Raw genomic sequence first — 21,083 nt, forward strand, 5'->3', positions numbered from 1 at the left:
GCGGTGCCGGTTCTGCGGAAGGGCCGGGACGAGGAGGTGTCGGTCCTCACCGCGCTTGCTCAGCTTCATGTGCGCGGTGTCGCCGTCGACTGGGCTGGCTTCTTCGCCGCTGCCGGGTCCGGCAGCGGGGCTCGGCGCGTGGAGTTGCCGACATACCCCTTCCAGCGCACGCGGTTCTGGCCGGCGGTCACGGGGCCCGGCGCCGGCGATGTGCGGGGCGCCGGGCTGGGCGCCGCCGGACACCCGCTGCTGGGGGCAGCGGTCGAACTCGCCTCAGGGCAAGGTGTCTTGTGTACCGGCTTGCTGTCGCTTCGATCGCATCCGTGGCTGGCCGACCATGTGGTGATGGGGCGGGTGCTGCTGCCGGGGACGGCGTTGCTGGAGCTGGCGATCCGCGCCGGTGACGAAGTGGGCTGTGACCGTGTTGAGGAGCTGACCCTCGCCGCACCGTTCATCCTGCCCCAGACGGGTGCGGTCCAAGTGCAGGTGGCGGTCGGCGCCCCTGACGAGGCAGGTCGCCGCTCGGTCGGTGTCTTCTCCCGACCTGAGTACACGGTTGATGAACCGTGGGCGGAGCATGCGAGTGGGTGGCTGGCGGTTGGTGGCGCGGTTGCGGATGCGGGGGCGGCGCTGGGGTCGGGAGTGGGGTTGGGTTCTGGGGTGTGGCCGCCTGTGGGGGCGGTTGGGGTGGACGTGGGGGGTTGTTATGAGCGGTTTGCGGGTGTGGGGTTTGTGTATGGACCGGTGTTTCGTGGGTTGCGTGGGGTGTGGCGGCGGGGTGGTGAGGTTTTCGCGGAGGTGAGTCTGCCGGAGTCGGCTGAGGGTGCGGCGGCTGGTTTTGGTCTGCATCCGGCGTTGTTGGATGCGGCTCTGCACGCGTCGATGCTTGCCTCTGATGGTGATGGTGCCGGGGAGGGTGTTGGTGGTGTGTTGCCGTTCTCGTGGGAGGGGGTGTCGTTGCATGCGGCTGGTGCTTCGGCGCTTCGGGTGCGGATTGCCCCGGTGGGTGAGGGCGCGCTGTCGGTGACCGTCGCCGACCCGTCGGGCCGACCGGTCGCCACCATCGACTCCCTGCGCGTACGGACCGTATCGAGTGACCAACTGGGCCTTGGCGCTCCTGCGGCGGGCGGTGACATCCTGTTCGGAGTGGACTGGATCGAGGTCGACACCCGATCTGCCGCGCAGGCGCCCGGGACGGTGGCCGTCGTCGGACCGGACCGGTTCGGGCTCGCCGGTCCACTGTCGGACCGCGCCGGTACCACCGCCCGGACGTACGCGGACCTGGCGTCGCTCACGATGCCGGGCGCCGACCTCCCGGACGTTGTCCTGGTGCAGGTCGCGAGCGGCCCGGAGTGTGGGGTGGCCGCGTCCGTCCACGTGCTGAGCACGGGCGTACTGGATCAGCTCCAGCAGTGGTCGGCCGATGTCCGGCTCGCCGGAGCGCGGCTCGTATTCGTGACGCGCGGTGCTGTGGAAGTGGCCGACGGCGGTGGTGTGACCGATCTGCCGGCGGCTTCCGTATGGGGGCTGGTGCGGTCTGCCATGACGGAGAATCCGGGCTGCTTCGGGCTGCTGGACCTCGACCCTGCCGAAGCCGTCGAATCCGTCGAATCCGTCGAGGCCGGCGGGCTCTCGCGGCTGGCCGAGGCCCTTGCCTCCGACGAGCCGCAATTGGCGGTGCGGGACGGCGTACTCAGGGCCGCGCGGCTGGTGCGGATTCCCCTCCCGTCGCCCACGGACAGGACCCTTCAGCCGGATACGGATACGGATACAACTTCGGGTACGGATACAGCTACGGGTACGGATACGGGGGCCGCCGCCACCGGCGCCCGCGACCACGGCTGGGAGCGCGGCGGCACCGTCCTGATCACGGGCGGAACCGGCGGTCTGGGCGCGGTACTGGCCCGGCATCTGGTCGCCGAACGCGGGGTGCGACGGCTCCTGCTGCTGAGCCGCCGGGGGCCGGCCGCCGATGGCGCGGACGGACTACTGGCGGAGCTGCGGGCGCTGGGCGCCGAGGCCACAGCCGTGGCGTGCGATGTCGGGGACCGTGCAGCCCTGGCCGAGGTGCTGGCGGCGGTGCCCGCCGACCGTCCCGTATCGGCGGTCGTCCACGCGGCCGGTGTACTGGACGACGGCGTGATCGGATCGCTGACGGAACGGCGGCTGGCGACCGTACTCCGTCCCAAGGTGGACGCCGCCTGGCATCTGCATGAGCTGACACGGCATCTCGAACTCTCCGCGTTTGTGCTGTTCTCGTCCGTGGCCGGTGTCCTCGGCGGAGCCGGGCAGGGCAACTACGCCGCGGGCAACGCGTTCCTGGACGCCCTGGCGGCGCGGCGGCGCGCCGAGGGCCTGCCGGGCGTGTCACTCGCCTGGGGGCCCTGGGAGCGGACCGGCGGCACCGCCGGCGGCATGACCGCGACCACGGCCGAGGCCGACCTGCTGCGGCTCGCGCGCGCCGGTATGCCGCCGCTCGCCGTTGAACGCGGCATCGAGCTGTTCGACGTGGCGATGGCCCTCGGCGTACGGGCGCTGGTTCTGCCCGTACGGCTCGATCTGCCGGCCCTCCGGGCTCAGGGCGAACCGCCCGCCCTGCTCCGCGGGGTCCTGGGTGCCCCCGCCCGGTCCAGGGTGCCCGCCGCTCGCCGCCCGGACGCCGGAGCCCCCGGAACGGCCGAGGAGTTGACGCGCCGGCTCGCCGGACTGAGCGCAGAGGAGCGCGCGGACGTCCTGCTCACGCTCGTACGGGACCAGGCTGCCGCGGTGCTCGGACACGCGGACGGCGCGGCGATCGGCTCCTCCCGCCAGTTCCAGGAGCTGGGCTTCGACTCGCTCATGTCGGTGGACTTCCGCAACCGGCTCAACGCGGCCACCGGGCTCCGGCTGCCCGCGACCCTGCTCTTCGACTGTCCGACCGCCGCGGACGTCGTGGAGCATCTGCGCTCCCGCCTGATCACGGAGGAGGCCACCGGCGCCGACGCCGTGCTCGCCGTACTCGACCGGCTGGAGAAGTCGATCACGGAGCTGACCGTCGCACCCCAGGAGTTCAAGCATGTCGCGGGCCGCATCGAGGTGCTGCGTACCAAGTGGGCGGCCCTGGGATCAGAGACGGGAGGGGGCGCGGGGAACAGCGGTACGGGGAGCGGCGCGGGGGGTGGAATGGCCGAGGAGGTCGATCTGGCGGCGGCGTCGGACGATGACGTGTTCGCGCTCCTCGACGACGAACTCGGCCTGACATGAGGCGTACCGTACGGAATGATCAATTCCGTACGGATGGGCGGGACATCACCCGGCAGGGTGTTCCGAAGATGGATCATGTGGGCGGGGAGCGCGGAGGAGTGATTCGCCGGGCCGTCGGCGGGGCAGGTTCTGTCGGCCTCTCCGAAACCTGCCACAGGTCAAGAGGCCCGGTTCGAATGGTAGTTCGGTCCGGTGGAGGGTCCGGGCCGTCCGGACCTGTCATGAGGAGGATGCAACACGATGACGACGTCCACCGAGGAGAGCCTTTGGGCGCGGTGCTTCCATCGGGCACCGGACCGTCCGGTACAGCTTTTCTGTTTCCCCCACGCGGGTGGCTCGGCGTCCTTCTACTTTCCGGTCTCCGCGCAGCTGTCGTCCGTGGCCGAGGTGTATTCGGTGCAGTATCCCGGCCGCCAGGACCGGCGCAAGGAGACCAGCCCCGCCGACATCGGGACGATGGCGGACCAGGTGTACGCCGCGCTGCGCAAGCAGCTCGGGGCGCGGCCCACCGCCTTCTTCGGACACAGCATGGGTGCGACGGTCGCCTTCGAGGTCGCGCGGCGGTTCGAGGCCGACGGCGGTGAACTGACCCGGCTCTTCGCCTCGGGACGGCGCGCTCCGTCGCGAATCCGCGACGAGGGCGTGCATCTGCGCTCCGACGACGGGATCGTCGACGAACTGAAGCTGATGTCCGGCACGGACACGGCACTCCTCGGCGACGAGGAGATCCTGCGCATGATCCTCCCGGCGATCCGCAGCGACTACCGCGCGATCGAGACCTACCGGTGCGGCGGGGAGGTCTCCGTCCGCGTCCCGATCACGGCGCTGACCGGGGACAGTGACCCGAAGACGGCGCTGGACGAGGCTGAGGACTGGCGCGGTCACACCACCGGGGACTTCGACCTGAAGGTGTTCCCCGGCGGCCACTTCTATCTGAGCGCGCAGGCCCCCGCGGTGATCGCGCTGCTGCGCGACCATTTGTCAACGGTTTCCGTCTAAACCCTCGTTCGTACGGCCTCTCTGTACGGCTTCGCTGTACGGCTTCTCCGGGCGCGCTGTGGCGCGCCCGGAGCTTTTTCTGCCCCCGGAAGTCCCTTCGGCGCTCCTCGTAACTCCGTGCGCTCCTCGGCGCGCTCCGGCGTGTTGGGGTGCGAGGGGCGCGTGACGTGTGGCCCTTTCGCTCCGGTTCTGGTGGTTCTTCTCTCCCGTGAATGACTTTTGGCGTGTGGACGCCGTTGGTGGGTGAGTCGGAGGTCGATCGTTCCGCGCGAGACACATGGGGAGCCGTGATGGTGGTTCAGGTCGAGGCGCCCGGATTATCCGGTGTGCTGATCGGGCGGGTCCATGAGTCACGCGTGCTGGGCCGCCACGCCGAGGCCGCGCGGGCCGGCCGCGCGGGGCTCGTGGTCCTCTCCGGGCCCGCCGGGAGAGGGAAGACCAGCCTGCTGCGTGCCTTCCAGGCGAGCGACGCGTGTCAGAACGTCACGGCGCTGTACGGCGCCTGCGGCGGGAACGGGAAGGTCACGGAAGCGGCGTACGGCGGTGTACGGCGGCTGTTTGACCTCCTGGACGGCCCCCTGGACGACGCGGGGGGCGCGGAGGAGGACCCGGCGCACGGATATCCGGTGCGGTACGGGCTGTACCGGCTCGCGGCACGTCTGATGGCGGACCGCCCCCTCGTCCTCCTCCTCGACGACGCGCACCTCTGCGACGAACCCTCCCTGCGCTGGCTGGACTTCCTCCTGCGCCGGGCCGACGGCCTGCCGCTGCTCGTCGTGCTCGCGTGGCGCGCCGAGGCCGAACCGGCCGCGCTCGGCGCCCTGCTGGACCTCACCGCCCGGCGCGGCTCCGCGACGCTGCGCCTCCCGCCTCTCACTGCCGAGGAAGTCGAGGAGCTGCTCCAGCGGCTCCTCGACGCCCCGGTCGGACCGTACGCAGCCGAGCACGCCGCCGCCGTCACCGGAGGAAACCCCGGCACCGTCGTCCGGCTGACGGGCGAGATGAGCGCCGTGGACGCCCACGCGTGGCGCTCCCCGGCGGGCCTCCGGGCGCTCACCGACGCCGGGCGGCGCCTCGTCGCGTTCTCCATGGGGGCGCTGCTGGAAGGCCGGCCGCCCTGGACGCGGGACGTGATCCGGGCGATCGCCGTCCTCGGTGAGGAGGACCCCGGTCTCGTGGGGGCGCTGGCCGGCGTACCCCCGTCGTGCGCCGAGGAGGGGGCGCTCCTGCTGCGCCGCGCCGAGCTGCCGTTGCCCGGCCGACCGGATCCGGTGGCCGATCGGGATCCCGCCGATCCCGCTGATCCCGCAGTCTCCGTGGATTCCGCGGACCTTGAGGATCTCGCGGACGCATGGGGCGGGCCACGCGCCTCGGACCCCACACGCCCGCTGCGTGACGCCGTGCGCGCGGCCGCTCTGGCGTCGGTGAGCTCCGCCGCGCTCGCCGGCCTCCGCACGCGGGCGGCGCTGCTGCTCAGTGACGCGGGACGGCCCGTGGAGGAGATCGCGGCCCAGATCATGCTGTTGCCCGCGGCGCCGGGTCCCGTTCCCCCGCGAGGATCGGGCGGAGGGGCCCTGGAGCCCTGGATGGTCCATGTGCTCGACGAGGCGGCGACTCTGGCCGAGCGCAGGGGCGTGCCCGAGGCCGCCGTACGGTACCTGTACCGCGTGCTGGAGGCGGCGCCCGACAGCGTGCGGCACCGGGTCAGGCTGGCCGAGTCCCTGGCGGAGACCGACCCCGCCGAGGCCGTGCGGCTGCTGGAGGAAGCCCTGTCGGGAACCGCCGACCCACGTACGACGGCGAGGCTGGCCGTATGCCTCGGTACGGTCGCCCCGGCGGTACGGGAGGCGCCCGCCGGGGTACGCGTCCTCGAAGAGGCGCTGCGGGCGCTGGATTCCGACCTCACCGCGGACGGGCAGAACGCTGCCGACCCGGACCCTGTGGGCTTGGACCCGGCCGACCCGGACGCCGTCGGCCCGGACCCAGCCGACCGTGAACTGCGTACACGCGTCGAAGCGGCCCTGCTGATTGCCGGAGCCGAAGAGCGTACGACCCTCACCGCCACCCTGGACCGGGCCGCCCGGCTGACCGCGCCGCCCGGGGACACCGCCGCGCAGCGCAGGCTTCTCGGGATCATGAGCGTGCTGACCGCCCTGGAGGGCCGGTCGGTGGAGCGTACGGTCGAGCGGGCCCGGCGCGCGCTCGCCGATCCGGGACACCCGCCGGAGAGCGGGACGCTGATCGCCGCGTCGCTGGCCCTCGGTCTCGCGGACGAGACGGCGGAGGCGCTCGCCGCGCTCGACCGGCTGATCGGGCCCGGAGGCCGGCCCGGCGCCGTCCGTTCGTACACGCTCGCGCTCTCGACCCGGGCTCTCCTGCACTGCGGGGCAGGCGCGTTCCCCGGTGCCCTGGCCGACGCCCGGACCGCGCTCGGGAGCATCCTCGGGAACGGAGAAGGGGCACAAGCGGGGGTGCCCGCCCGGGGGCGGTTACGGGGGCGGGTACGGGACACCGCCGCCGTGCTGCCGCGGATCGCGCTCGCGACCGCCCTGGTCGGGCACGGCGAGCCCGCGCGCGCCGAGGAGACGCTTCGCGCCGTCGAACGGGCGGACCTGGAGCGGTTCGTCCTCGCGTACCACTGGTATCTGACGGCCCGCGCCCGCGCCCGGTGGGCGGTCGGTGACCGGGAGGCGGCGCTCGCCCTCTACCTGCGGTGCGGCGCCTCCGTGAAGGAGGCCCGCATCGCCAACCCGGTCTTTCCGCCCTGGTGGGTGGAGGCCACCTGTGTGCTCGCCCTCATGAACCGTGCGGCGGAAGCCGAGGAGTTCGCCGCGTACGGTGGCGAACTGGCCCGCCGGTGGGAGACACCGCGCGCGAGCGGCCTCGCCGTACTCGCCCGAGGTGTGATCACGCCGGGAGTGCCCGGCCTCGAACTGCTCACGGAATCCGTACGGACGCTGGCCGGGACCACGGCCAGGGCGGAGCACGCCGGAGCCGAACTCCTCCTCGGCCGGGCCCTGCTGATGGCCGGCGAGCTACGGGCCGCCCGGGAGCACCTGCGTACCGCCATCGCTCTGGCCCGGCGCTGCGGCGCCCTCGCCCTTGCCGGAGCCGCCCGCGAACTGCTGGTCACCGCCGGTGGCCGGATGCGGAAGATGAGCACCTCACCGCTCGACATGCTGACCGGAACGGAGCGCAGGGTGGCGGGTCTCGCCGCCGCGGGCGTCAGCAACCGTTCGATCGCGGAGTCCCTCTTCGTCACCGTACGCACGGTGGAGACGCATCTGACACACGTCTACCGCAAACTCGGCGTCAGCCGCCGCACACAACTGAGTGCTCTGCTGCGTTCCCCCGGCACGACAGACACCACAGGTACGACAGACACCACAGGTACGACAGACACCACAGGCACCGCGGACACTGAATCGATGTGAGTGAGGCGGCAGACGTGAACGGCCGGGACGACCAGACCCCGATCGCGCGCTCCTCCGGACCCGGGCCGGAGATCGCACTGCTCGAACGGCGCACCGAGCAGGCGGTGTTGAGCTCCGTACTGCGCTCGCTGAGTGAGGGACGCGCCGCCGTCGTCACCCTGACCGGCCGGCCGGGCCACGCCCAGAACGCCCTGCTGCGCTGGGCCGCCCGGCGCGCCGAGGACGGCGGGCTGCGTGTGCTGCGTGCCCGCGCGGCCCCGTCCGAGGCGGAGCTGCGCCACGGGGCGGTCGTCCAGCTCATGACGACGGCGCGGCCACCGGCACTTCCGGACGGTACGGGGCCGAGCTCCGCTCGCACGCCGAATACGCCGAATACGCCGATGACATCGTTCGCGCCGTTCGCGCCGGGGCCACTCCTCGACCGGTTTCACGGGTCCCTGCCCGACCGCCCGCCCGACGCCCTGCCGGGCCTCGACGAGCTGCTGGACTCCGCGCACACCGTGCCCACTCTGCTGGTCATCGAGGAGTCGCAGTGGCTGGACCCGGCCTCCCTGCACTGGCTCCATGCCCTCGTCCGGCGGCTGACCCGGGACACCCCGCTCGCGGTCCTGGCCGGCGACGGCGCGGTCCTGCCGCGCGGCGGGGAGCGGCCGGACCTGCTGCCGCCGGCCCCGGTCACCACCAAGCGGCTCGTGGTGCGCGGGCTGAGCGAGCACGGTGTGGCGGCGGCCGTGGAGCTGTGCTGCGGCACGGCCGGGGACCGGTGCTTCGTCGCCGCCGCGGCGGCGGCCACGGCGGGCAACCCCGCCCTGCTGTGCGAGGTGCTGCGCCGGTTCACCGACGGCGGCCACGCGCCGCTCGCCGCCGGGCTGCCCGCGTTCTACGCGGTCACCGCCGCCGCGCTCGGCGACCACGCGGTTCGCGTACTGGACGGGCTTCCGGCCGAAGCGACCGCGCTCCTGCGGTCCGTGGCGGTCTGTGGCGACCTGCTGGGCTTTCCGCTCGTACGGGCCCTGGCGGGGCTGAGCCCGGCGCGCGGCCGGCGGCTGCGCGGCATGCTGGAGACGCTCGGTCTCACCGTCTCCAGCGGGCCGCATGCCCGTGTCCGCCTGCCGGTGGTGCGGGCGCGGGTGCTGGGGGACATGCCCGGCGACGAGCGGGCCGCCCTGCACGCGCGGGCGGCCGAACTGGCCCACCGCGCGCGGGCCGGTGACCCGGCCGTGGCCCGGCTCCTGCTGGGCGCGCCACCGCTCGGCACGGCCTGGGTCGTGCCCGTACTGCGGCGGAGTGCCGCCGGCGCACACCGCGCCGGGGGTGGGGCCGGGGCCGAGGGCGGGGAACTCGCCGTCGCGTATCTGGCGCGCGCCCTGAAGGAGCCGCTGGACGTCCGCGAGCGCGGTGTGCTTGCTCTGCGGCTGGCGGCGGCCGAGGCCGTACGGGCCCCGGAGGCGGCGGACCGGGCACTGGCCGAACTCGCGCGTGCCGCTGGGGACATGAGTGCGGTGGCCGGTTCAGGACCGGGCCGGGTGGCGGTCCGCGCCCTCGACGTCGCACTGGCGCGGGGCGGCGGTGACCGGGTACGTCTTGCCGCGGCCGACGCCCTGACCGCCGTACCGCTCCACGGCGAGTGGCCGGGTGGTGAGCCGCCCGGCGACGCACGGCCCGGCGATGTACGCGACGGGCTGTCCGCGCTGTTCTGGCTGGCCGACGAGGTCAGGGACGGCGGCGAGCCCATGGTGCCCGGGACACCCCCACTGCCCGCCCGTCCCGCCTCACCGGCGCAGGCGGCCGTACGGGCCTGGCAGCTCGCCGCGCGCGGTGACGGTCTGGCCGCCACCAGGACGCTGGCCCGCGCCGCGCTCGCCGGAGGGACGCCGGGCGCCGTCCTGGTCATGCCCCGGCTGGCCGCCTGCCGGGCCCTCGCCCTGGCCGACGACTGCGACGAGGCAGCGGCGGAACTCGACACACTGCTCACCGCCGTCCGCCGGGAGCGGCTCCCGGCCCCCACCGCGCGCGTACTGACGGTCCGGGCCGCACTGCATCTGCACGCGGGCAGGATCGACGCCGCCGAACGCGACATCAACACGGCGCTGCGCGCGCTGCCCGCCACCAGCTGGCATCCGCTGATCGCCCCGGCGCTCGCCGCCCTGCGCGTCACCACCGCGATCGAGACCGGCGATATCGAGCGGGCCAGGGCGCTCGCCACCGAACCGGCACCGCTCGGCGCGGAGGAAGGCGTCGCGTGGGCCGCGCTGCTCTGCGCCAGGGCACGGCTCGCCGCGGCCGAGGGCCGGTGGGCGGACGCGCGCGAACTGGCGACGGAGAGCGGACGGCGGCTGCTGCGCCGGCGGTGGCTCAACCCCGCGCTGCTGGGCTGGCGCGCGCTGGCGGCCCAGGCGTGCCACGCCCTCGGTGACCGGACGGAGGCCGCCCGGCTGAGCCAGGAGGAGCGGTCCCTCGCACGTCGGTGGGGGAGCGCCGGAGCCATCGCCCTCGCAGAGCTGTGGACCGCGCGGACACCCCGGGCCGACGGCGGTGGCGCGGAGAGGCACAGGGACAAGGACAGCGTGGACCCGAACAGCGTGGATCAGGCCGGTACGGACCCCGTCAGCATGGACCCGGCCAGTGTTGAGGTAGCCCGCGCGGCGGTCCGGGCATTGCGCGACACGCCCGCTCAACTCTCCTACCTGTGGGGGCTGTTCCAGCTCGCCACCGCGGAGCTGGCGTCCGGTGACCACCGGGCGGCGGCCCGGTCCGTGGCCGGCCTCACGGCTTTCACCGCCGCCCACCCCGCCAGCCTGCTCGCCCGCCGCGTGCATGGGCTCACCGAGCGGCCGGCGTGGTCCGCCCCGGACGCGCCGCCGGTGCTGTCCGTCCCGCCGCGGGAGTGGGCCGGACTCACCCGCGCCGAACAGCACACCGCGACCCTCGCGGGACAGGGCATCGGCAACCGGGAGATCGCCGCCACACTCGGTGTCAGCCGGCGCACGGTCGAGCTGCGCCTGAGCAACACCTACCGGAAACTGCGCATCGCCGACCGCGCCGGATTGCGCGCGCTCGTACGAACCGCGGAACGCGGGCCGGCCGATGCTTCTTGAGCGGGTGAGCGAACTGGCCCGGATACGAGCCGCGTTGAGGGACGCGCGCCGGGGCGTCTCGTCGGTGATCGTTGTCTCGGGGCCCCTCGGTATCGGCCGGACCGCCCTGCTGCGGCGGCTGCCCCACCTGATCACCGCCCCGGACGTCCGTGTGCTGCGTGCCCAGGCCTGCCCCGCCGAACAGGACTTCGCCTTCGGCGTGGTCCGCCAACTGCTCGACAGCGGGAGCGCGCACACCGACGGCACGATCGCGCTCGACGACATGTACGGCGCCATGTACGGCCCGGACGGCGCCACACACGGCAGCGCCCACGACACTCCCGCCCACGACACTCCCGCCCACGGCATGCCGAGGCCGGCCGACGCCCCGGCCGCCGCGATTCTGCACGGCCCGCACGCGCTCCTCGCACTCGGCGGTGACCGGGCATGTCTGCTCCTCCTGGTCGACGACCTCCCATGGGCCGACATCCCCTCGCTGCGCTGGCTCGCCCATCTGACCCGGCGGCTGGGCGGACTGCGCGCCGTAGTCGTCTGTACGGTCCGCGACGGCGACCCGCGCGCCGGCCACCCGCTGGTGCGCGAGATCACCGGCGCGGCCGGCGACCGGTTGCGGCCCGCGCCCCTGTCCCCGCGGGCCGTCGGGGCACTGATCGAGGCACGGAGCGGCGTTCCGGCGCCGGAGGAGTACGCGCGTGCCTGCCACGAAGTGTCCCGTGGCAACCCGCTGTTCCTGATGTCGGTCCTGCGCGACCCGGCGGCCGACGGCCGGCCGATGGAGGACGACCACGGCGGCCACCGGGTGCGCGCCCTGCGCCCCGCCGAACTCCGCGACCGGCTGGCGGGATTCCTCCGTACGCAACCGCCGGCCGTACGTGCCCTGGCCGTGGCGATCGCCGCCTTCGGGGACCACGGCGCCCCGGTGGGCCCCGTAGACCCCGTTGATCCCGCACTCGTCGCGCGACTGGCCGGACTGGACGAGCCCGGCTACCGGGCCGCACACCACGCGCTGCGCGCGTCCGGGCTGCTCGCCGACGGGTGTGAACCGCGCTTCTCGCACCGTGTCGTTCAGGATGCCGTCGCGTCGGTGACAACCCCCGCCGAGCGCGAGCGCGCGCACCACGACGCGGCGGATCTCCTCCACCGGAGCGGCTGCCCCGCAGAACAGGTCGCCGTCCATCTCATGGCGGTCACCGCCCTCGGCCGGCCCTGGGCCGCCGCGCTGCTGCGCTCCGCCGCGGGCACCGCGCTGCGCCGGGGCGCACCGGACACCGCCGCCCGCTATCTGCGCCACGCACTGCTGGACCACCGCGCCCGGCACCGGGGCGGCGACGGCAATGGGGAGGGCAGCGGCGACGGCAATGGGGAGGGGAACGAGGAGGGCAATGGGGAGGGCCGCGGGGACGGGTACGCCGGTGGGAGCGGCACCGAGGACCGTGGCCGGGCCGCGCTGCTGGTCGAACTCGCCACCGTCGAGCGGGGGTTCGACCCCGAAGCGTGTGAACGCCACGTTATCCAGGCGATGCCCCTGCTGCCCGACGCGTACGACCGGGCCGTCGCCGCGCTGCGCATCCCGCCCGCCCTCTTCGCCCGGATGTCCCCGTCGGCCGAGGCGCTGCTGCGGGAGGCCGCCGACCGGCTCGGACCGGCGCACCGGCTGGACGAGCGGGCCCGGGAGCCGGCGCTCCGGCTGGAGGCCCGGCTGCGGCACAACGGCCACGAGAGCCCGCGCGAGCTGGCCGCGGCGGCGAGTCGCCTGCGCGCGCTGGGGGAGGAGCCGCCCCTCGACTCGGCCGCCGACCGTGAACTCCTGGCCGTCCTGCTCTGTTCCGGCACCCTCACCGGTCAGCTCCGGGCGGACACCGTCGCGCGTACGGCCCGCCGGGTACTGGACCGCGAACCGGCCGCCTCGGCGGGCATCCACACGACACTGCCCCTGCTCGTGATCGCGCTGTACGCCGCCGGGGCCGTACGGAGCGCCGGTTCCTGGCCGGCGGTCGAGCAGCGCGACCGCCGGCAGCACGCGACCGGCGCCGATGGTGTGCTCGCCTTCGCGCAGTGGGCGCTGGTCCTTGTCGCGCGGGGCAGACCCGCGCAGGCGCGCGAGTACGTCGAGCGCGCCATGGCGCTCGCCGACACCGACTGGCGTGAGGTGTCCACCGTAGTCCTGTCCGCCGTCGCGCTCGAACTGCGCGACCCGGCCCTCAGCGAACGGATCCTGGACCGGGCCCGCAGACACCACCCGGCGGGCCTGGCGCTGACGGCGTCGCTGTGCATCCTGCGCGCCTCCGTGGACGAGCAGCACGGCCGGCGGGCCGAGGCCCTGGCCACCCTGCTCGGCTGTGGCCGCAGGCTGGACGCCGCGGGCTGGCGGAACTCGGCGCTCTTCCCGTGGCGTCCGCACGCCGTCGCACTCCACCACCGGCTCGGTGACACCGAATCCGCGCTGCGGCTCGCCGAGGAGGAGCACCGGTGGGCCGCCGGCTGGGGCGCGCCGGCGGGCCTCGGCCGGGCCCTGCGGCTCAAGGGCCGGCTGTACCTGGGCCGGGGCGGCGTCCCCCTGCTCCGCGAGGCCGTCGACGTACTGCGCGGTTCACCGTACGAACTCGAACTCGCCCGCACACTTGTCCTGTTGGGTCGCCGACTGGGCACCGGCCCCGAGGCCGCGGCGGCGCTGCGCGAGGCGGGCACCCTCGCGGCGGCGTGCGGCGCTCCCTGGCTGACCGAACGGGCCGAACACGTCCTCGGTACGGCGGCGGCCCCACGGACGGCGGTGCTGACCGGAAGCGAACGCAGAGTGATCTCCCTCGTCAACCGGGGTCTCACCAACCACGAGATCGCGGGTGAACTCGGCGTCAGCACACGGGCGGTGGAGAAACATCTGACTAATTCCTACCGGAAGCTCGGTATCGCGGGCCGGCGCGAGTTGGCGGCGGCGCTGCCCGGATAGCGCGGGGACGCGGAGTATGAACAGCGTGCTACATCTCCTGTGATCCATGAGGCGACCGGGTCGGCTGGTTCGGTTGGGGCGATGAGCAATCCAGCGGAAATACCGGTGAAATCTCGAACACCCTTTCAGGATGTGTGCCGCCCTTCGACGGGACCGGCGACCTCCGGTCCGTCACCGCGCCACACGGTGTGCTGCGGACCGAACCTGACGCCTTGTCGACCACAGCATTAACCCTGTGAGCAGGGGTTTCATTGACGCGCACGTGTGAAGTTACCTAGCCTCGATCACGTAACTCGATGAGTCCGACGGAAGACATCAGCCGGATAGGTGACTCACCGTGGGCCGGGCCGAACCGGGCTGACCGGATGCGGCGGGTCCGGATTCCAGAGATTTCCCGACCATCGAGTTGTCGCACTCATCCCATCAATCGGGGGACCCCCGAAAGGACGGCTGTTCCGTGGCGATTGCCGCACTCGCAGACTCGGCGCAGGTCACCGCCGGCGACCTCGAGCCCGACCAGGATGGGCTCGGAGACGCCCAGCACTTCGACCGGCCGGGGCTGTGCATGGCCTCGCTCGACCCGGCTCTGACCATCCAGCAGGCGAACGAGGAGTTCTTCCGCCGCTTCGGCGACTCGTCGGCCGGTGTCTGCGGCCGCAACTTCCGCGATCTGGTGCATCCCAGTGTGCAGCAGCCGCTGATGCGCCAGTTCTCCCGCCTGGTGGAGGGGAAGAGACAGCGGTTCGCCTCGCACGTCGTGGTGGTGGGCCCCGAGGACGCGGCCTTCGCCGGTACGCTCTCGGCGGCGGCGGTGAGCGGGGAGACCTCCGACGTGGCCGCGATCCTCGTCCTCATGCGCTCCTCGGACAGCACCGAGGACGCGGGCGTGCTGACGCACCAGAAGAAGATCCTCACCGAGATCGACGCGCGGATCCTGGAGGGCATCGCGTCGGGACTGTCCACGATTCCGCTGGCGGCCCGGCTCTATCTGAGCAGACAGGGCGTCGAGTACCACGTCACCGGCCTGCTCAGGAAGCTCCGCGTGCCCAACCGGGCGGCCCTGGTCTCCCGCGCCTACTCCATGGGAGTTCTCACCGTCGGTACCTGGCCGCCGAAGGTCGTCGAGGACTTCGTCAAGTGACCCGGAAGTGACCCGGAAGTGACCCGGTGACCGGGCGACCCGCGCGCCCGGCCGCCGTGGCCGGTGTGCCCGCCGGACCGTGCGACCCTCGGACGGGCCACACGGCCTGGCGGGCATCCGCCTGTTGTGCTGTGCCGCGGTGGTGGCGGCCGCAGGGCCCGGAGCCCCGGCCTCAGCTGCTGGAAGGCCCGTAGAGGCCGCGGCCGGCCCGCTCGGCCCTGGAGCTGCCGACCAGCCGGTCCAGCGTGCTGCGGACCGCGTTGATGCTGCCGGGAGTGGCATCGCGGCCCAGCTCCCGCGCCACGTCGCGGGCGCGCACCGGCGTGCCGCCGGCGTTGGCCAGCACCGCGAGGATCTGCTCGGTGAGCCCACCGCTCTTCTCGTCGTCGGCCGCCGGGGCGGACGCGCTCTTGGCGGCGGCGGCCGGCGTGGCCTTGGCGGGCTTCGCGGCCTTGGCGGGCTTGGCCGCGTCGGCCGTCTTGGCCGCCTTGACGGTCCTGGCCGCCTTGGCCGCCTTGGCGGGCTTCGCAGGAGCGGCCTTCTTCGCCGGACGGGACGTCGGCTCCGCCGCGTCGCCGGTCTCCGCGGACGGAGCCTGCTTCTCCACGGCGGGCGTCGCCTCCGGCGACACCGCCGGCTCCGGCACGAACGCGGTGACCGCCGCTGCCGGGGTGACCGGCGCGACCGGGGTGACGGCCAGCGCCGTCAGCGCGGTGAGCGCGGTGCGTACGGACTCCAACCGCTCCGTGACGGTGGACAGTTCCTTCTCCAGCGACTGCTGGTGTGCCTCCAACTCCGGGAGTTCGGCGCGCAGAAGCGCCGTCGTCGCCTCGACGCTGCCTGGTGTGGTGGATGCGGATGTCATGATGTCGCCCTCTCGTTCCGCGCCACCGGACGTGTCTCTGTCGGTGGCCGCTGTAACGCAGCCTAGGCCCTGCGGTGTGTCTTGTTGTGACGGGAAGGCTTCACGGACCCTTCCAACGACACCGGGGTGCCCCGAAGAGGGCCGCGCGGAAGGCGCTTTCGGGGTGTTCCGGCAGCCGTACGCGAGTCAGCGGCGGCCTCGGAAGAGCGGCGGTGCTGTTACCTTCGGGAGTGTGCGGTCGCCGCTGCCCGCCGGTCGTCCTCCCCGTTCACCCCGACCGGTCGTACAGGAGTCCCGTGCCCGCTCCGCGTGTTCCCCGCTCGTCGCGTACCGCCGGGCGTACCGCGCCCGCCTGGCTGCTGCACCCGCTGAGCTGGCGTTCCGCGCCCATCCCGTGGACCGCCGTGCTCCGGGGCGCGCTGAGCGCGGGCCCCCTGCTCGCGCTCGGAGTGGTGACCGGACACCTGGGTCCTGGGATCCTCGCCGCCCTCGGCGCGATGCTCGCCGGTGTCAATGACCGTCCCGGCACCCGCCGTACCGGGGTGGTGCACATCGGACTGCCCGCCGCCGCAGGTGCTTTCGGACTGTTGTGCGGTGGGCTGCTCGCCGACTCGGGCAGCCGCTGGGCCGCCGTGCCCGCGCTCTTCGCGGTCGGCTGGCTCTCCGGCGCGCTGAGTGTGTCCGGTCCCGTGTGGTCGGCGGCGGCCATGCAGTCGCTGGTCACCGCGGCCATCGGGGCCGGGATGCCGCTGCCGGGGCCCGCCTGGCTCAAGGCGGCCTGCTTCCTCGGCGGCGCCGCCTGGCTGCTGCTGCTCCGCTTCCTGCTGCGCGCCCCCAGCCTGCGCCGTGACATCCGCGGGGACGGGGAACGCGAGGCCGTCGCCGCGGTCTTCGACGCGCTCGCCGAGGCGCTGAGCGCCGTGGGCGGCCCGGGCGCGGAGGGCGCCAGGGCCAGGCTCGTCACCGCCCAGCAGCGTGCGGACGAATCCCTGCGCCTGATGCGCCTGCTGTCCTGGCCACACCGCGCGGGCGGGCGCGGCGCGGAGCGCGCCCGCCGGATCACCGAGCGGTTCGGCGCCGCGACGGCCCTGTGCGAGGCGGGGATCGCGCTGCTGTGGGAGGGCCGCCCACTGCCGCGCCAGGTGGCCGAGGGCCCGCGCCGGCTCGCCGCCGCCGTACGCGCAGACACCGCCCCGGGCGCCCTCGCCAGCCCCGCCTCCGACACCGTCCAGCGGGGCGCCTTCGACCGGGCGCTGCTGGCCGCCGCGGTCACCTTCGACCGTACGACGCCGGGCCGCGCACCGGACCTGGCCGCGGGCCGTGCGTCCCGGCGGCCGAACTCGCTTACGGAACCCGGGACGAGGCCGGGGACGAAGCCCCGGGCGGGTCTCCGTCCGGCACTCCGCTCGGCACTGCGTCCGGTGCTGCGCGCGCGGAACCGGCTCGGGCGGCTCTTCGCGCCCGCCCGGCGCGAGAACGGACTGCGCGTGGCGCTCTGCGTCGCGGCGAGCGCCGCCGTCGCCCTCAGCCTCCACCAGACCCACTGGTACTGGCTCCCCGCCACCGCCGCGTTCCTCGTCAAGCCCGACCTGGGGCCGCTCTTCTCACGCGTGGTCAACCGTGTCGCGGGCACCGCCACCGGCGTCCTTGTCTTCACCCTCGCCACGACCCTGCTCGGCGGTACGGGCGGGCTGCTCGCGCTCGTCGTGGTGGCCGGCGCGCTGATCCCCGTCGCCGCCACCCGCCACTTCGGCTTCCAGACCGCGGTGATCACCTTGCTCGTCCTGTCCTTCGTCTCCGCGGGCGGGGACACCGAGGCGACCGGTGCCCGGCTGCTCGACACCGCGCTCGCCTGCGGCATCGTGCTGCTCGTCGGTCATCTGCCGCACCTCACGGACCCCCGGATACGGGTCGGCCACCGGTTCGCCGTCGCGCTGCGCCACACGGAGCGGTATCTGCGGTACGTACTCGACGCGCCGCCCCCGGCCGGCACCGCGCCCGCCGTCCTTCGCGCCGTAGCACCGGAGACCGACGCCCCGGAGACCGACGCCCCCGAAGCCGCCGCCCCCGACGCCGTCGGCAGCGCGCTGCGGCACGCCGCCTACCGCGCGCTCGCCGAGGCGCGGGCCGCCGTCGAGACCGCCGCCGCCGAACTGCCTGGCCCCCACCGCACCCACCGCCACGACTGGCTCGCGGTCATGGCGCTCGCCGAGCGCGTCGTCGACGCCGCCACGGCGTGTGCCGTACGGGTCGAGCAGGGTGTTCCACGGCCCCCGGCCGCCGAGATACGAGAGGTCACGGGGGCGCTCTCCGCGATGGCCGACGCACTGGAGGACGGGCGCGCCGCGCCGGCGCTCACGCTGCCCCCGGTGCCGAGCGCCTGCCGGTCGCTGCGCGATGTCATGACCCAACTCCACGGCATCCAGGCCCTCACCGCCGCGTCCTGAACGCCGTGTGCTGATCCCGTTCGCGCACACCTTCATCGAAAACTCAGAAATGTCAGCCGTACGGGGCCGACCAGGTGGTTTGCCGCGCGCCGAGCGCAAAAGACAAGGCCCCCGGGATGTACGGGGCGTGTGGGGCTTGGTTAAGGTGCGGTGAAGGTTTTCCTTGCGTATACCCAAAACTTCATTAAGAGGGATCCACGCACCATGTGGTTCCCTCCTGGGGTTTTTATGGCGAGGAGCATGACAACACCGCGGCTTCATCAGCAGTTCGGGCCGCGCGATCGAGAGAAGGCCATGAAGCGCATACTCATCCGCTCGGGGAAGAGCCCGTTCCGTGTCGCCACGCGTGAGGAGTTCATACAACAGGATCTGATCGGCACGAACTCGGGCAATCTGCTCTTCAGTGACGCCGCGCACAAGATCCTGCTCACGGACCGCACCGAAGTGACGTCCAACGGGCTCAGGACCGTCGCCTCGGCGGAACGCGCGCAGCAGATCAACGAGGAGTACGACGTCTTCGTCGTGCCGCTCGCCAACGCCTTCCGTCCCACGTTCAGCCCCTCGCTGGACCGGCTCTCCAACCTCATCGAGCAGCTCACCATCCCGGTGGTGGTCCTGGGCGTCGGCGCACAGGCCGGCGACGACTACGACACCGAGCGGCTCAAGGCGATCGAGCCGTCCGTCAAGCGGTTCATGCGCGCCGTGCTGGAGAGATCGGCATCCGTCGGCGTGCGCGGCGAACTCACCGCGTCGTACCTGCGCGAACTCGGATTCCACGAAGTGGAGACCATCGGCTGCCCGTCGATGTTCCTGTACGGCGACACGTTCCCCACCCTCCGCGATCCCGGCACGTTCGACGCCGACTCGCGGATCGCCATCAACCTCTCGGCCCAGGCGATACGGGTGGGTGACCTCGCCGGGCTCGCGCGCCACGCCCACGAGCGCTTCCCCCACCTCACGTACTACGCGCAGAACCTCGTCGACGCGGAGACGCTCTTCTGGGGCGACACCTCGGCCGCCTCCGGCGTCCACGACGTACTCCCGCGCCGGCTGACCCACCCGCTGCTCCAGGAGAACAAGGTCAGGGTCCCGCTGGAGCCGCGGACCTGGATGGACGAGCTGGCCGAGCAGGACTTCTCGTACGGCACCCGGATCCACGGCAATATCGCGGCGCTGCTCGCCGGCACGCCCGCCGTGGTGCTGGCGCACGACTCCCGCACCCTGGAACTCTGCCGCTACTTCGGCATACCGCACCGGATGCTCGCCGGGCTGCCCGGGGACGTCCACCCCGAGGAGCTGTACGAGCAGGCGGACTTCAGCGGGCTGGCCGACGGGCACAAGGAGCGCTTCGGGCGCTTCAAGGACTTCCTCGACAAGAACTCCCTGGAGAACGTCTTCAGCCACGGCGACGGCGGCGCCGCCTACGACGCCCGCCAGAGCGCCATGGACCTGCCGTCCTCGGTCGAGGTGTGGGACGGCTCCGACGACGGCGCCCTGCGCTACCGCATCAGCCGGCTGCGCGAACAGCTCGTGGAGAACAAGAAGGTGGCCGACCGCCACATCACCACCCTCACGAAGACCAACAAGGAACTCCAGAAGCAGGTCGCCAAGATGCAGAAGCAGCTGGCGGCCACCGAGCAGCGGATCTCGGGCATAGAGAAGCGCGCGGCGGTACGCTTCGGGCCCGCGATACGGCGCCGGATCCGCGGTGCCAAGCCGAGCAGTGCCTGAGGCGCACGGCGGGGGAACGGCAGCCGCGGCGGACACCCACCAGGGGTGTCCGCCGCGGCCGTGACCGCTCCGCCGCCCCGCTCGGTCCGCCCGGGCCGGTCCCGGTGGCCGGAGGGGCGGGGCTACTTCAGCGGAGCGGCGAACAGCGGTACGACCTTCTCCAGGGCGTACGCCACCGAGAGGACCGAGTCCGTCGCGAACGCCGAGCTGAGCGTCTCGTCGTCGAACACCACGGAGCGGCCCGCCTTCACCGAGGGCACGGCCCGGTACAGCGGATCGTCCGAGATCTTCGCCGCGGCGATCCCGATCGGGGCCATGACGGTGAGATCGGCGTCCAGCAGGTCGAGGTTCTCGCGGGAGACCGCGATGTAGAACGAGTCACCGGCCTTCGCGTCGACCGCCGGGTTGTTCCTGAACCCGAGGCGTTCCACGAAGTCGACCCGGCCCGTGCCGTGCACATAGGCGCCCCACTCGCCGGCGGTCCGGGAGCCCACCGTGATCGTCTTCCCCTTGAACTCGGGGTGTGCGGCGTTCGACTCAGCGAACTTCTTGTCCGTGTCGGCGATGAGCTTCGCGCCCTGGTCGGGAATGCCGAGCGCGGCCGAGATCATCTCGGTCTGCCGCTCCCACGAGATCTTGTACTGGTCGCCCCCCTTCGGCACTCCGATGGTGGGGGCGATCTTGCTCAGGGTGTCGTAACGCTCCTGGGCGCCGCTGGACTTGGTGTCGAGGATCAGATCGGGCCGGAGCGCCGCTATCTTCTCGAACTCGGGCTCCAGCGTGCCGATGAGCTGCGGGCTCTTCCGGTAGAGCCCCTCGGCCCACGGCCCGACGCCGTCACCGCCGAACGCCAGCCAGTCGCTGGCCCCGACGGGCTGAACGCCGAGCGCCAGCGCCGCCTCCGCGTCGCCCCAGCCCAGCGCGACGACCCGGGTGGGCCGCTCGGAGACGGTGATGTCACCGAACTTGGTCGGGACCTTGACGGGGAAGGCGCCGCTCGCGGCACCGGAGCCGGTGGTGGCGTCCGACGACGGGGTGTCGTCCGAGGACGATGTGCCGCAGGCGGTGAGGATTCCGACGGTGAGCGCCGTGAACACGGCCCACAACGTCCGGGGGCCCCGCCGGGAGACATGTCCCGGCGAGAGGGAGGGAGTTCTTCGCGATGACATGAGGGTGAG

The 21,083-nt window shown here is 73.2% G+C and carries 10 protein-coding genes; 8 read left to right on the plus strand and 2 right to left on the minus strand.

What is annotated here, in order from left to right:
- Positions 1-210: 210 nt before the first annotated feature.
- The 6 genes from AB0389_RS20895 (at position 211) to AB0389_RS20920 (ending at position 14,862) form a co-directional block, all read left to right on the plus strand.
- Positions 211-3,243, plus strand: coding sequence for an SDR family NAD(P)-dependent oxidoreductase (locus tag AB0389_RS20895; RefSeq protein WP_366397028.1), 3,033 nt, complete (start codon positions 211-213; stop codon positions 3,241-3,243).
- Positions 3,244-3,483: 240 nt separating this feature from the next.
- Positions 3,484-4,242, plus strand: coding sequence for an alpha/beta fold hydrolase (locus AB0389_RS20900; RefSeq protein WP_366396927.1), 759 nt, complete (start codon positions 3,484-3,486; stop codon positions 4,240-4,242).
- Between the two features lie 290 nt (positions 4,243-4,532).
- Positions 4,533-7,676 (plus strand): AAA family ATPase, encoded by a 3,144-nt coding sequence (locus tag AB0389_RS20905; RefSeq protein ID WP_366396928.1) that lies wholly within the window; start codon positions 4,533-4,535, stop codon positions 7,674-7,676.
- The gene (locus AB0389_RS20910) at positions 7,673-10,774 is read left to right on the plus strand and encodes a LuxR family transcriptional regulator (RefSeq protein ID WP_366396929.1); all 3,102 of its coding nucleotides are present in this window, start codon (positions 7,673-7,675) and stop codon (positions 10,772-10,774) included. The genes AB0389_RS20905 and AB0389_RS20910 overlap by 4 nt, the downstream gene beginning before the upstream one ends.
- A gap of 4 nt (positions 10,775-10,778) precedes the next feature.
- Positions 10,779-13,721, plus strand: coding sequence for an AAA family ATPase (locus tag AB0389_RS20915; RefSeq protein ID WP_366396930.1), 2,943 nt, complete (start codon positions 10,779-10,781; stop codon positions 13,719-13,721).
- 565 nt (positions 13,722-14,286) lie between these two features.
- Positions 14,287-14,862: a LuxR C-terminal-related transcriptional regulator gene (locus AB0389_RS20920; protein ID WP_366397029.1), complete on the plus strand. Its 576-nt coding sequence runs from the start codon at positions 14,287-14,289 to the stop codon at positions 14,860-14,862.
- Positions 14,863-15,034: 172 nt separating this feature from the next.
- On the opposite strand, the gene AB0389_RS20925 is transcribed toward AB0389_RS20920, so the two are convergent.
- The gene (locus tag AB0389_RS20925; protein ID WP_366396931.1) at positions 15,035-15,727 is read right to left on the minus strand and encodes a hypothetical protein; all 693 of its coding nucleotides are present in this window, start codon (positions 15,725-15,727) and stop codon (positions 15,035-15,037) included.
- 296 nt (positions 15,728-16,023) lie between these two features.
- On the opposite strand from AB0389_RS20925, the gene AB0389_RS20930 reads away from it, so the two are divergent.
- Entirely contained in the window at positions 16,024-18,174 is a 2,151-nt protein-coding gene (locus AB0389_RS20930) for an FUSC family protein (protein WP_366396932.1), read from the plus strand.
- Positions 18,175-18,468: 294 nt separating this feature from the next.
- On the plus strand, positions 18,469-19,905 hold the full coding sequence (locus tag AB0389_RS20935) for a polysaccharide pyruvyl transferase family protein (RefSeq protein ID WP_366396933.1): 1,437 nt from the start codon (positions 18,469-18,471) through the stop codon (positions 19,903-19,905).
- 122 nt (positions 19,906-20,027) lie between these two features.
- On the opposite strand, the gene AB0389_RS20940 is transcribed toward AB0389_RS20935, so the two are convergent.
- Positions 20,028-21,074 carry an iron-siderophore ABC transporter substrate-binding protein gene (locus AB0389_RS20940; protein WP_366396934.1) on the minus strand — a complete coding sequence of 349 codons (1,047 nt, stop codon included), beginning with the start codon at positions 21,072-21,074 and terminating at the stop codon, positions 20,028-20,030.
- Positions 21,075-21,083 lie beyond the last annotated feature (9 nt).

The organism is Streptomyces sp. NPDC093109 (genome assembly GCF_040701725.1).
Classification (GTDB): Bacteria; Actinomycetota; Actinomycetes; order Streptomycetales; family Streptomycetaceae; genus Streptomyces.